Genomic DNA, 12759 nt, shown 5'->3' on the forward strand with positions numbered 1-12759 from the left:
GGATGACGGAGCTGGCCCACCGCGCCGCGCGGGTGACCGTGCTGGACGCGCAGCTGCGGCAGTGGCACGGCAGCCAGGTCGGGTCGACGCTGCGGCTCGCCGGGCCGTGCCCCGTGTGCCGGCACGCGTGCACCGCGACCGTCTCGTTGCGCGCCACCGACCTCGAAGGGTTCGACCCTGGCGGAGCGACCTCGGTCACCGCCGGGTTCGCCTGCACCTGCGGGCAGGAGCACGCGGGGCAGCCGGCGTCCCCGCCGAAGGGCTGCGGACGGACGTGGACCGGGCACGCCGAGGTCGCGGAGGACGGCACGGTGACGCTCCGGCCGGCGGACGACCCGTATCTCGCCGAGGCGGCGGAGGCGTACCGGATCGCGCAGGCCGGGCGGGTCGACCGGCTCAAGGCGGGAGCCGAGAAGTGGATCGCCGGGACCACCGCGCTGCTCGGGGTGCTCGGCATCGTCGGCGTGAGCCTCGGCGCCGACCAGGTCGCCGCACTGGACGTGGCCGGCAAGGTGTGGACCGCCGTCGCCGTCGTGGTGGCGGTCGGGGCGGCCGCGGTCGCGATCCAGCAGGCGTACCGCGCGGCGTACGGACAGCCGGAGACCCGCACCATCGCCGACGACGCCGACCTGCTCGCCTGGTACACCGCCCAGCAGGACCTGCCGGAGGCGATCGGCCGGCGGCTCCGCGGTGCGGCCCGGGCGTCCGCGACGTCGCTCGGCGCGCTCGTCGTCGCGATCGGGCTCACCTGGTTCATGCCGGCGGCGGAGCCCGCCTCGCCGCTGGTGAAGGTGACGTCGCAGGACCAGTCGATCGTGTGCGGGACCCTGCTGAAGTCCGGCACGCCCGGCGCCGTCCGGGTCCGGCGTGCCGACGGCACCGTCGCCGAGGTGCAGGTGAGCAGCCTAGCGCCGGTGGAGAAGTGCTGACACCGCCGGCAGGCCCAGTACGGGCAGGATGGGCACGGCGCGGTTGCCCGTCCGGGCCTCCCAGGACTCGGTGGCGGGGTCGCCCGCCTGATGGATCGCGACGAGCCGCCAGTCCAGCGTGAAGCATGGCGACCCCGACGACCCGCCGTCGGTGTCGGCGGTGTGGCGCAGGCGGGTGCCGTTGGCGTTGACCTCGGTCACCTTGCCGAAGCGCAGCTGCAGCGGCCGGCGGCCGAAGTGCTGCAGCACGGCGATGCCGTCGCCGGGGCGCGGCGGACGGCGGCCGGCGACGTCGATCCAGCCGCGGTCGGCCGAGGCCGGTTCGCCGGTGCCGCCGACGGGCATCTCGCCGATCGGCTCGGCGAGGCGCAGCACGGCGAAGTCCAGCTCGGCGCGGTCCGGCAGGTCGGCGCCGCCGCCGCGCGACCACTCGGACGGGCTGTTCGGGGCCGACGCGGCGAGCCAGTCGTCGGCGAGCTCGACCGCGGTGCCGGCGAACACCTCCTGGTCGGCCGCGTCCCGCTTGTGGTCGAACACGATCCGCACCTCGTCGCGCCGCGCCGCGGCGACCACGTGGTGGCTGGTCATGCACAGGTCCGGGCCGATGAGGAAGCACGTGCCGGCCGGATCGCCGGCGATCTCCACCAGACCGACCTGTCCTTCGAGGACCCCGAGCCGCGTCCGCCACGGCGCCGGGTGGATGTCGACGTCGCCGGCGCTGAGGATCGTCTCCAGCCCGCCGGTGCCGGGCGTCAGGGACCGCACCTCCGCCACCTGCCGCAGACCGGCGTGCTCCGGCCGGGACTGGCGCGCCGCGACCACGAGCTGGTCCAGCCAGCCCTCCGAGTCGGCGGCCCTGATCAGGTGGAAGACCCGCGTCTCCAGGTTGTCGGCCATGGTGATCCGGGCCCGCTGCTTGGACAGCCGGTAGTACAGCATCTCGTCGAGACGCTCCGGGCTGAAGGCGTCCAGCAGCGCCTCGCTGAGCTGCCGCGCGAGTCGTCCGTCAATGGCCATGCCCTTCTCTACCAGACCGGGAGGATCTGGTGAGCCACTGCATGACGGCGAGAAGGTGGGAGGCGGGTTCGGGGATCGGGTGGAAGACGTGTTCGACGGCGTCGTCGGTCACGACGAGGGTGAGGCGCTCGTAGAGGGTCATGTCACCGGCGGTGAAGGTCGGCAGCTCCAGCGCGGCGGCGAGGGTCATCCGGGGGTCGGGGATCAGCGGGTACGGCAGCCGCAGGCGGTGCACGAGCTCGCGCTGGTATCCGGTCGACTGCGCGGAGAGGCCGAAGACCCGGTCCACGCCGGCGTTGCGCAGCTCCGCGTGGTGGTCGCGCACCCAGGTCGCCTGCTCGGTGCCGCCGAGGGCGCCGTGCACCTCGATGAGGCCCTTGGGCAGGTCGACGCCAGGGCGGCCGGTGAGCGGGTAGACGAAGATGACGGTCCGGCCGGGGCCGAGCGCGCCGAGGTCGACGGGGCGGCCGTCGGTGCAGTAGAACGTGAGGCCCGGCAGGCGGTCGCCGACGAGGCGGGACGGGTCCGCGCCGGGCGACGAGGCGCCGGTGGCGACGCGTGCCGTGGCGGTGTCGAGGCGGCTGTTGAGCGAGTCGCGCTGCGCGGTGAGCCTGCCGATGCGGTCCTGCAGGGTGGCGATGGTGCTGCGGTAGGTCGCCAGCGCGGCGGCGCACACGTCGGTGTCGTCGGCGCCGCCCACGATCGAGTCGACGAACGGGCGGGTCTCCTCGACGGTGAGGCCGAGCGCGGTCAGCTGCCGGATCTGCTCGACGAGCCGGACCGCGATCGGCTCGTACTCGCGGTAGCCGTTGCTCAGCCGCCGCGGGACGACCAGCCCCGCGGACTCGTAGTAGCGCAGCGCCCGCACGGTCGTCCCGGTCCGGCGCGCCAGTTCACCCACCCGCATCCCGCGACCTTAAACCCGGACCCTGGGGTACAGGTCAACGTGTTGATCGTCGCGGTGGCAAGGCCGCCGCCGTCTGCCAGTCTGGGCCCGGTCGAGCAAGCGACGAAACACGGGAGGTGGATCGATGACGGCGATCAGCCGGGTCATCGGACGGCAGGTGCTGGACAGCCGGGGCAACCCGACGGTGGAGGTCGACGTGGTCCTCGCCGACGGTGCGACCGGCCGGGCCGCGGTGCCGTCGGGCGCGTCGACGGGCGCCAACGAGGCGGTCGAGCGGCGCGACGGCGATCCCGCGCGGTTTCACGGCAAGGGGGTGACCGGGGCCGTCGCCGCGGTCAACGGCCCGCTCGCCGCGGCGGTGACCGGCCTCGACGCGGAGAACCAGGCGCTGGTCGACGAGACGATGATCGCGCTGGACGGCACGGCGGACAAGCGCCGCCTCGGCGCCAATGCGATCCTCGGCGTGTCGCTGGCGACGGTGAAGGCCGCCGCGGCCGCGCACCGCCAGCCGCTGTACCGCTACGTCGGAGGGGTCGGGGCGCGGCTGCTGCCGGTGCCGATGATGAACATCGTCAACGGCGGAGCGCACGCCGACAACCCGCTCGACTTCCAGGAGTTCATGATCGCCCCGATCGGCGCGCCGACCTTCGCCGAGGCCGTCCGGATGGGCTCCGAGGTCTTCCACACCCTGCGACGGTCCCTGGCGTCGGCCGGGCACAGCACCAACGTGGGCGACGAGGGCGGCTTCGCGCCGGACTTCGCCACGGCCGAGGAGGCGCTCACCTTCGTGCTGCGGGCCGTCGAGGACAGTGGCTACCGGCCGGGTGCCGACATCACGATCTGCCTCGACCCGGCCAGCTCGGAGTTCTACCGCGACGGCGTCTACGACTACGCCGGCGAGGGCCGCAAGCGGTCGGTGGACGAGCACATCGAGTACCTCGTCGAGCTGTCGGAGCGCTTCCCGATCACCTCCATCGAGGACCCGATGGCCGAGGACGACATCGACGGCTGGACGCGGCTCACCGCCCGCGCCGGCGACCGCCTCCAGCTGGTCGGCGACGACGTCTTCTGCACCGACCCCGCCCGCCTGCGCGCCGGCATCGACGGCGGCTACGCCAACGCGGTCCTCGTCAAGGTCAACCAGATCGGCACGCTGACCGAGACGATCGAGACGGTCCGGACCGCGCAGCGGGCCGGCTACCGGGTGGTGATGTCGCACCGCTCCGGCGAGACCGAGGACACGACGATCGCCGACCTCGCCGTCGGCCTGGACTGCGGCCAGATCAAGACCGGCTCGCTGTCCCGCTCGGACCGGACCGCCAAGTACAACCAGCTGCTGCGCATCGAGGAGGAGCTGGGCAGCAGCGCCCGCTACGCGGGACGGGCCGCCTCGTAACGTTGCGAGACCGGCATCTGCGAGCAGATGCCGGTCTTCCGGCTCGCATCTACACCGTCCTCTACCGGCGGCCTGCCCGCACCTGCATGATGGGGGGATGACCGCCGACGACCAGCGGCGCCGCTGGGACACCGTGCTCGGGCACCTCGCCGCGGCCCTGCCCCGCGGGGCGGCCAGGGTGGTCGTCGACGGCGGTGACGGCCGCGCCGCCCAGGTCGCCGACCGGTTCGCCGCCCACCTGCACGCCGGCGGGCGGCACTGCGTCCGGCTGACCGCGGCGGCCTGCACGAGCGACCGCGACGGCTGGTACACCAGAACCCCAGACACCGTCGTCATCGCCGACGGACCAGGTTGGCGGCGCCGGCTCCCCGCCGCGTCGTGGCACCTGACGGTCTGGGTGCGCACGCCACCGGCTGCCACCACCGGCGCTTCCAGCGCTTCCGGTGGATTCCGGGGTGACGACACCGACGCCGTCATCGACCTGCACGACGCCGCGTGGCCGGTGCTGCGGCACCTCGACGCCCGGCTGGTCGACGGCGACGTGTGGCACCGCAGCGAGTCCCAGGCGTTCTTCGCCGGCCGGGCCGCGACCTGGGACACCAGGTTCGGCGACGACCTGCCCGCCTATGTGGCCGCGGTCGCCCGGTCCGGCTTCGCCCCGGGTGACACGGTGGTCGATGTCGGCTGCGGAACCGGTCGCGCCCTGCCCGCGCTGCGCGACGCCACCGGCCCGCACGGCACCGTGATCGGCGTCGACCTGACTCCGCAGATGCTCGCCGCCGCCGCGGACCGCGCCCGCGCCTGCCACGCGTCGCTGCTGCTCGCCGACGCCCGTCACCTGCCGTTCGCCGGCGCCACCGTCGACGGCGTCTTCGCCGCCGGGCTCATCACCCACCTGCCGGACGCCGCCGCCGGCCTGGCCGAGCTGGCCCGCGTCACCCGGCCCGGCGGCCGGCTGGTGCTCTTCCACCCGTCCGGCCGGGCCGCGCTCGCCGCCCGGCACGGCCGCGCCCTGCGCCCCGACGAGCCCCTCGCCGAGCCGGTCCTGCGCGCCTCGGCGGCCGCCGCCGGCTGGCTCCTGACCAGCTACGACGACCCGCCGCACCGCTTCCACGCCGTCGCGGTCCGCCGCACCGCCGCGTAGCGGCTCAGCCCCGCAGGGGGATCCGGGCCAGCGGCTCGTGCCACCGGTACTGGCTGCGGGCCGCGTCCTGGACGACGTCGAGCAGCCAGACCGCCCCGACCGTCAGCCGCGCCCTGGCTGGCCGCACCGTCCGCCGCAGGTGCTCCTGGATCTCGCCGGAGTCGGCGGCGCCCGTGCCGTAGGCGAGGCTGATGTGCGGGATGCCGGGGTCGTACCGCAGTCCGTCGTCGCCGAACACGGCCCGGATCGCGGCCCGGACCCGATCGCCGAGCACCGCGAACGGCTCACCCGGCAGGTCCTGGTCCAGGTCGACCGCGACACCCACCCGCCCGGCCTGCACGGCGCCGGCGGTCGCGGTGAACGCCGGGAGCGCGCCGACCTCGTCGTGCAGCGCCCCGATCAGCGCCGCCCGCCGCGCCTCGCCGACGTCGTCACCGGCCAGACCGGTGACCATCTGCATGGTGGCGTGCAGCCACGGGTCGGGCACGATCGACATCGCCGCCGGGTACCGCTCCAGGACCTCGCCGCTCTGCCGCACCAGCTGCCGCAGGTCGGGGTCGGCGTCCAGGTCGGGCAGCACGTACACGTGCCAGCGGCTGCGCTCGGCCCACGTCCGCTCCGCCGTGATGAACCGTTCCATCCGCCGCCTTCTCCCCGTCCGGAAGCCCGATCCAGGGTCGCACGTCCGGTGGTTCACCGGGCGCGGCGTGGCGGAGTGCGGTATCGATGGTGCATGACTGTCGTCTGGGGAGTCACGGTCGACTGCGCCGACCCGGGGCGCCTTGCCGCGTTCTGGCGGGAGGCGCTCGGGTACGTGGACGCGCCGGTGCCGGAGGGGTTCGCCAGCCGGGAGGAGTGGCTGACCCGGTGGGAGGTGCCGCCCGAGGAGTGGGGTGACGCGGCCTACCTGCACGATCCGCGGGGGGTCCTGCCGAGCCTCACGTTCCTGAAGGTGCCGGAGGCGAAGGTGGTCAAGAACCGCCTGCACCTCGACCTCAAGGTGGGTGGCCGGGACCGGCCGCAGGAGCAGCGGTGGCCGGCGGTCGCCGCGACGGTGCAGCGGCTGGTCGCGGCGGGCGCGACGGTGGTGCGGGAGGCGGCCGTCGGCGGCGTGCCGAGCCACGTCCTCATGGCCGACCCGGAGGGCAACGAGTTCTGCGTCGTCTGAGGTCAGCCGTGGGCGAGCCTGGCGACGGCGACCGCGTAGGAGGTCTGCTGCTCGAACCGGTCGCCGTGGGGCTCAGCGGGCGTCGAGCGACAGCGGGACCAGGACGTCGGGCAGGCCGGCGGCCGGCCACGCGACCACGAGGCCGAGCTCGGAGCCGCCGGGGTCGGGCAGGACGAACTCGATCCGGGACCGGAACACGTCGGGGCCGCCGCTGGACCCGCCGCTGCCGTGCGGCGCCCAGACCGCCTCCCCGTCGTGGACGACGGCGACCGTGGCGCCGGGCAGGCCCGGTGGGCGGCCGGGGCCCGGGACCACGGACATGGCGCCCGCCCGCGGGCCCCGGGCCACGCTCAGCACCTCCGCCGACAGGACCCCGTCGACGGCCGTGAGACGGGTCAGTGCGACCACGGCGTCGGCGCCGCGGCTGAGCACCCGCGGCCCGGCGACGATCCGGCCCGCCTCGACCGCCGGCCCGGGGTGCGGCGCGTCGTGCGTGCGGCGGCGCAGCGAGTCAGGCACGGGCCCGGCGTCGACCGGTGCGTCCCAGATCGGGACCGTGCCACGCTCCACGGCGTCCCGCGGCGGCAGCGGAAGGTCCACAATGGACTCGGGGAACCCGATCTCGGGCCAGGCCAGGACGAGCGAGGCATGGTCGTACAGTGGCGGAAAACGCACCGTCGTGCGCAGGCTCGGGCCGTGGGTGCCGCCGGAGTGGTCGCCGCTGCTGGAGCTGGTGCGCGACCCGAACACCCAGTGCGCGCGCCCGTCCGGGTCGAGCCGGCCGACGCGGAGGTCGAGGCCTTCGTCGTACGCCGGCAGCAGGCGCCGCGGCGCGGGCACGACGCCGTCCCGTCCGGCGCGGATGCCGGCCTGCCGCTCGGTCGCGCCGCGCCGGTCGAGTGGGCGGCGGGCGAGCAGCTCCACCTCGAGGCCGGTGGTGCGGGAGACGGCGCCGACGATGCCGACGCTGAGCTGGGGCCGCCGCACGACGAGCCCGCCGCGGTGCGCGAGGACGCCGAGCGTCTCATCGATGGGCATCGCGTCAGGGTAGCTCGTCGAGCAGGCCGGCCTCGCGGGCGAGGAGCGCGGCCTGGACGCGGTTCTCCAGCCCGAGCCGGGTGAGGATGCGGTTGACGCGGCTCTTCACGCCGGACTCCGACAGGTCCAGGGTCCTGGCGATCCGCGCGTTGGACAGCCCGCGCCCGACCAGCACCAGCACCTCCAGCTCCCGGGCGGTGAGGCCGTCGACCGCCGCTTTCGCCGGTGGCGCCTGAAACGCCTCGGCGATGCGGCGGGTGACGGCCGGCGCGAGCACCGCGTTGCCCGCCGCGACGGCCCGGACCGCGTCGCAGAGCTGCTCGGGCGACGCGTTCTTCAGCAGGAAGCCGCTCGCCCCCGCCCGCAACGCGGACTGCACGTATTCGTCGAGGTCGAACGTCGTCAGCACGAGGATCTTCGACGGCACCGCCGCGCCGAGGATGCGCCTGGTCGCCTCGACGCCGGTCAGGCCGGGCATGCGCACGTCCATGAGCACGACGTCTGGGCGCAGCTCGGCGGCGAGGGCGACGGCCCGCTCGCCATCGGCCGCCTCGCCGACGACCTCCAGATCGGGCCGCCGGTCGAGGATTGCGCGCAGCGCGGCGCGGACCATGTCCTGGTCGTCGGCGATGAGCACGGTGACCGTCACGGCCCGCCCTCCCCTTCCCATGGGAATGTCGCCTCGACCCGCCAGCGGCCGTCGGCCAGCGGGCCGGTCGACAGGGTGCCGCCGAACAGGGCGACCCGCTCCCGCATCCCGATCAGGCCGAGCCCCGCGCCCGGCATCGGCTGGTGGCCGGCGACCGGCGGATCGTTGACGACGCCGACCTCCAGTTGGTGTTTTCGCTGGTGTACGGCCACCCGCACCGCCACGGGACCCGCGTGCTTCAGCGCGTTGGTCAGCGCCTCCTGGACGACCCGGTACGCCGAGACCTGCACGGCGGCGGGGACGTCGGGGCCGACCGACACGTCCAGGTCGACCTCGCACCCGGCGGCGGCCGCGACGCCGGTCAGCTGCCGCAGGTGGGCGAGCGACGGCTCCGGCAGGAGGTCCCGCGCCGCGTCGTCGTCCGACAGCAGCCGCAGCAGCCGGCGCATCTCCAGCAGCGCCGTGTCGGCGGCGGTCCCGATGCCCGCGACGCCGCGGCCGGCGAGCGCGGTGTCCTCGGGCAGCGCCTCGGCCGTGGCCCGTGCCTGCACGGCGATCGCGCTGACGTGGTGCGCGACCAGGTCGTGCAGGTCGCGGGCGATGCGGGCGCGCTCGGCGGTGACGGCGCGGGCGGCGCTGCGTTGCTGCTCGGCGCGCAGCAGCGCGGTCAGGTCCCGCAGCGCGGCGGCGTCGGAGTGGATGTGCCGCTGCGACCTGCCCAGCTGCCACAGCCCGGCCACCAGCCCGACCGCCACTGTGACCTCGATGACCCCCGGGCGCAGCGCCGGCGGCAGCGGCGGGCCGGTGATCGGCCGGAGCAGCAGGTCGTGGCCGAACATGGCGAGCCCCGCGACGGCGACGGACAGCAGGCTCGCCGGCGGCGGCGCGTACCGGGCGACGGCGTACACCCCGAACCCGAGCGGCAGCCCGTCGCGGAAGCTGATGGCGGGGTCGACGAGCTCGAACGCGACGTACGCGACGCTGACCGCGGCCATCACCGCCCACGGGTGCGTGCGCCGCCACAGCATCGGCGCGGCCTGCGCGACGAGCAGCGCCCACAGCGCGGCGGCGGTGACGGGGTCGGCGGGCGAGAACGGCGCCCGCGGCCAGTCCGGCGGGCCGGCGCTCTGCCGCAGCAGGACCATCGCCACGGCGAGCCCGCAGGCCAGCAGCGCGTCGGCCACCCGCGGCCTGCGCAGCAGTTCCATGATCACCTCCCGTTCGCAGACCCACCCTAGACCGCCGCGCGGGCGGTCCCGGCGAAAGGAATCCAAAGTTGCGCGCGGATCGTCCACGCGGCCGAGGGAGCGCCCGCGGGCCGCTCATACCGTCGAGTCACACGACCGAACGAGACCGGAGGACACACCTTGCGCAGCACCGATGGCCGGCTACGGCCCGCCCGTACAGTGGCGGCGGCGGCGACACTCGTCGTCCTGTTCGTCGTCGCTCCGGCCCACCTCGCCGGCGGCGACCACACCAGTGAGGGCGCACTGCGCGGCGCGGTCCGCGGGGCGTTCGCGGGGTTCTGGGGGTCCGGCGGCGGCGAGCTGACCCCGGCGATGCGGCGGATCGCCGACTACTGGCTGCGCTACCACCTCGCCAAGGCGGTCATCGCGGCGGTGCTGCTCGCCGTGCTGGTGCCGCTCGGTGTGCGGTTGTGGCGGATGTACGTGGGCGCTCCGCGCCGCCGGCTGCTCCTCGGCGGCGTCCTCGTCACCGGGCTCGCGCTGGCGGCGCTGGTGCTCGTGATGGCCAACCTGCAGGGCGCGGCGGCCCCGTTCGCGTCGCTGCTGCCGCTGCTCGTCGACACCCCGCCCGACGCCCCGCTCGCCGCCGTGCTGTCCGACGTCCGGCAGCAGCTGACCGGCGTCGTGCACGCACACCAGGCACCGTCGCCCGCGCTGGCCCGCATGATCGACGACTACGCGCTGTACCACTGGGTGATCGCGGTGATCGCCGCGGTCGTCGCCGCGGGCCTGCTGTCGGTCGGCGTGGTGCTCTGGCGGCGCCGCGGGCCTTCGGGACCGGCCCGCCGGGTCCTCGCCGCGCACGCCGTGCTGTTCGCGGTCGTGGCGCTCGCCCTCGCGGTGGTGGTCGCGGCGAACGTCGGCACCGCCCTGGACCCGGACCCCGCCTTCGCGGCGTTCATCGACGGCGGCTGGTGACGCGGCACGGGACCTTCGGCCCTGCCGGTGCCGGTTGCCACCGGCGAGGGTGAAGGAGCCAACCGCCGCCACCACCTTGGAGCACCGATGGAGCACAACGACATCGTCGTCGGGACCGACGGCGGGGCGGGCGGGGCGTGGGCCGTCCGCTGGGCGGCGAGCCAGGCGGCGCGGACCGGCGCGCGGCTGCGGGTCGTGTCCGTCCACCACCGCCAGCCGGGCACGCCCACCGGCCCCGACGTGAGCGGCCGCGAGCGGGCGTGGGCCGTCGTGGCCGCCGCCGTCGCCGACGCCCGCGGCGGCCGGCCGGCGCTCGACGTGCGGGGCAGCGCACTGCCCGGCGCCCCGGGTGACGTGCTGCTGGCCGAGACGCGGTCGGCGGCGCTGCTCGTCGTCGGCTCGCAGGGCCGCGGCGCGCTCGCGTCGGCGCTGCTGGGGTCGGTCGGGGTGCACGTCGCCACGTACGCGACCGGCCCGGTCGTCGTGGTCCGGGGCCGCGCCGACACCGCGATCGGGACGGTGGTCGCCGGCATCGGCGACCCCGCATCGGCGGAGCGGGTCCTCGCCACCGGCTTCGAGGAGGCGCACCGGCGCGGCTGCGCCCTCGTCGCGGTCCACGCCCCGACCCCGACGCCGGCGAAAGCCTCTCCGGCCGGGTTGGGCACGCTGGTCCGGGCCGACGTGAGCGAGACCGTCACCCGCCTGCGGACACTGTTCCCGACGGTGCCGGTGGAGGTCGAGCTCACCACGGGAAACCCGGCGGACGTCCTGGTGGCGGCGTCCCGCAGCGCCCAGCTCGTCGTGCTCGACGCCGGCTCCGCCCCGTCCCTGGACCCGGTCAACCACCACCTCCTGCTCCGCGCCGACTGCCCCGTCCTGCTCCTGCGCGACACCCTCTGACAACCGGCCGGGAACGCACACGACGAGATGGCAGCCACGTGCGGGCGCGGCGGCGGTGCAGCCCCAATGCGCAGCAGCGGTGACGGCTCCTACAACGCGGCGGCGGTGATAGCGGACCGGAGGCCGGCGAACGCCTCCTTCTCGCGGGCTGGGCAGCCGGCGGCACCCATCGCTTACAGCGCGGCGGCGGTGATGGCGGCGCGGAGGCCGGCGAGCGCCTCGGCGCGGACGCCGGTCAGGACCGGGTCGGTGGTCACGGTCGCGGGGCGGAGGTCGACGGGGCGGGGGGTGCGGGCGGTCGCGGCGCGGATGCCTTCGATGAGCGCCGGCCCCCACGTGCCGCCGATGACGACCTCCTGCGGGTCGGCGAGGGCGACGGTCGCGGCGACGACGCCGGCGACCGCGTCGCACACGGCGGTGGCGGCCGGCGAGCCCGGGGTGCAACGGTCCAGGAGCTGGTCGACGTCGATGGCGGTGGAGCCGTCCCGGCGCAGGCCGAGCTCGGCGAACAGCTCGATGAAGCGGACGGCGCGGCCCCGCGGTCCGGTGGTCACCAGGTGGGCGATCTCGCCGGCCAGTCCGGTCCGGCCGCGGCGGATCTCGCCGTCGTTGACGATCGCGCAGCCGAGGCCCTCGCCGAGGTACAGGTAGGCGAAGTCGCCGCGGTCGCCGGCACGGTCGCGTTCGGCGCGGGCGAGCCAGTTGACGTCGTTGTCGACGATCACCGGCCCGGTCACGAACGGGGTCAGGACGGCGACGGGGTCCAGCTCGCCGACGAGGAACGGCGCGTCGGGCAGCTGCACCAGCCGGCCGGTCGCCCGGTCAACCGGGTCGGCCGCGCCGACCACGGCCACCCGCACCGGCCCGCCACCACCGCTGCCGGAGCCACCACCGCCGCCGGAGCCACCGGCACCGCCGGACGCACCAGGCGCACCAGACGCACCGGACGCACCGATGGCGCCGGGCGCGCCGCCGGCATCAGACGCGGTGGCGGCAGAGGTGGGCGCGGCCGCCGGTACATCGGCCGCAAACGCCGACGCGGCGGACGAGACCGCGGAGACGGCGGCGCGCAGGGCGGCGGCGACCTGATCGGGGTGGGCGGGGCGGCCGATCGGGCGGGTGTCGCGGGCCAGGGTGTCGCCGTGCGCGTTCAGGCACGCCGCCACGACCCCCTCCGGCGCGATGGTGACCGCGAGGGCCAGCCCCACGCCCGGAGCGAGCGCGTAGTAGGAGCCCACCCGGCCACGGCCGCGGCCGCCCGGGGTGCGTTCGCCGGTGTCGGACACCAGGCCGCGCTCCTCGAGGCGGCGCACGCTCTCCCCCGCCGTCGGCTTCGAGATGCCGATCGCCGTGGCGAGCTCGGCCCTGGTCAGGCGGCGGTGCTCCATGAGTGCGCGCAGCACGTGCTCGTCGGTCACCGAACGGACCAGATCCACGACCCGCATT

13 protein-coding genes are annotated in these 12759 nt (G+C 75.7%); 6 read left to right on the forward strand and 7 right to left on the reverse strand.

Annotated elements, in window-relative coordinates; genetic code table 11:
- Positions 1-2 precede the first annotated feature (2 nt).
- On the forward strand, positions 3-929 hold the full coding sequence (locus ACQEVZ_RS43900) for a hypothetical protein (RefSeq protein ID WP_433379061.1): 927 nt from the start codon (positions 3-5) through the stop codon (positions 927-929).
- Here ACQEVZ_RS43900 and ACQEVZ_RS43905 read toward each other — a convergent pair.
- Together ACQEVZ_RS43905 and ACQEVZ_RS43910 are read right to left on the reverse strand one after the other, a co-directional pair.
- The gene (locus ACQEVZ_RS43905) at positions 906-1946 is read right to left on the reverse strand and encodes a trypsin-like peptidase domain-containing protein (RefSeq protein ID WP_433379063.1); all 1041 of its coding nucleotides are present in this window, start codon (positions 1944-1946) and stop codon (positions 906-908) included. The two genes, ACQEVZ_RS43900 and ACQEVZ_RS43905, sit on opposite strands and share 24 nt — an antisense overlap.
- A complete protein-coding gene (locus ACQEVZ_RS43910; RefSeq protein ID WP_433379066.1) occupies positions 1936-2853 on the reverse strand; it encodes a MerR family transcriptional regulator in 918 nt (305 codons plus the stop codon). The genes ACQEVZ_RS43905 and ACQEVZ_RS43910 overlap by 11 nt, the downstream gene beginning before the upstream one ends.
- Positions 2854-2977: 124 nt before the next feature.
- Between ACQEVZ_RS43910 and eno the strand changes: the two genes are divergently transcribed.
- On the forward strand, positions 2978-4249 hold the full coding sequence (eno, locus tag ACQEVZ_RS43915; RefSeq protein ID WP_433379069.1) for a phosphopyruvate hydratase: 1272 nt from the start codon (positions 2978-2980) through the stop codon (positions 4247-4249).
- 97 nt (positions 4250-4346) lie between these two features.
- Positions 4347-5393: a class I SAM-dependent methyltransferase gene (locus ACQEVZ_RS43920; protein WP_433379072.1), complete on the forward strand. Its 1047-nt coding sequence runs from the start codon at positions 4347-4349 to the stop codon at positions 5391-5393.
- 4 nt (positions 5394-5397) lie between these two features.
- On the opposite strand, the gene ACQEVZ_RS43925 is transcribed toward ACQEVZ_RS43920, so the two are convergent.
- Positions 5398-6033 carry a 2'-5' RNA ligase family protein gene (locus tag ACQEVZ_RS43925; RefSeq protein WP_354901919.1) on the reverse strand — a complete coding sequence of 212 codons (636 nt, stop codon included), beginning with the start codon at positions 6031-6033 and terminating at the stop codon, positions 5398-5400.
- Positions 6034-6126: 93 nt separating this feature from the next.
- Between ACQEVZ_RS43925 and ACQEVZ_RS43930 the strand changes: the two genes are divergently transcribed.
- Positions 6127-6561 (forward strand): VOC family protein, encoded by a 435-nt coding sequence (locus ACQEVZ_RS43930; RefSeq protein WP_433379075.1) that lies wholly within the window; start codon positions 6127-6129, stop codon positions 6559-6561.
- Positions 6562-6633: 72 nt separating this feature from the next.
- Here ACQEVZ_RS43930 and ACQEVZ_RS43935 read toward each other — a convergent pair whose 3' ends face one another.
- From ACQEVZ_RS43935 to ACQEVZ_RS43945, 3 genes are read right to left on the reverse strand one after another with little or no spacing between them, the layout of a single operon-like run.
- Complete coding sequence (locus tag ACQEVZ_RS43935) at positions 6634-7599, reverse strand: hypothetical protein (RefSeq protein WP_433379078.1); 966 nt, start codon at positions 7597-7599, stop codon at positions 6634-6636.
- Between the two features lie 4 nt (positions 7600-7603).
- Entirely contained in the window at positions 7604-8248 is a 645-nt protein-coding gene (locus tag ACQEVZ_RS43940; protein WP_344506745.1) for a response regulator transcription factor, read from the reverse strand.
- On the reverse strand, positions 8245-9456 hold the full coding sequence (locus ACQEVZ_RS43945) for a sensor histidine kinase (RefSeq protein ID WP_433379082.1): 1212 nt from the start codon (positions 9454-9456) through the stop codon (positions 8245-8247). Before ACQEVZ_RS43945 ends, ACQEVZ_RS43940 begins: the two co-directional genes overlap by 4 nt.
- Positions 9457-9615: 159 nt before the next feature.
- Here ACQEVZ_RS43945 and ACQEVZ_RS43950 point away from each other — a divergent pair, with 159 nt between their 5' ends.
- Together ACQEVZ_RS43950 and ACQEVZ_RS43955 are read left to right on the forward strand one after the other, a co-directional pair.
- Entirely contained in the window at positions 9616-10413 is a 798-nt protein-coding gene (locus tag ACQEVZ_RS43950; protein WP_433379085.1) for a hypothetical protein, read from the forward strand.
- Between the two features lie 87 nt (positions 10414-10500).
- Complete coding sequence (locus ACQEVZ_RS43955; RefSeq protein ID WP_433379088.1) at positions 10501-11313, forward strand: universal stress protein; 813 nt, start codon at positions 10501-10503, stop codon at positions 11311-11313.
- Positions 11314-11486: 173 nt separating this feature from the next.
- On the opposite strand, the gene ACQEVZ_RS43960 is transcribed toward ACQEVZ_RS43955, so the two are convergent.
- Positions 11487-12749, reverse strand: coding sequence for an ROK family transcriptional regulator (locus tag ACQEVZ_RS43960; RefSeq protein WP_433379091.1), 1263 nt, complete (start codon positions 12747-12749; stop codon positions 11487-11489).
- Between the last annotated feature and the right edge of the window lie 10 nt (positions 12750-12759).

The organism is Dactylosporangium sp. CA-152071 (genome assembly GCF_050936335.1).
GTDB classification, from domain to species: domain Bacteria; phylum Actinomycetota; class Actinomycetes; order Mycobacteriales; family Micromonosporaceae; genus Dactylosporangium; species Dactylosporangium maewongense.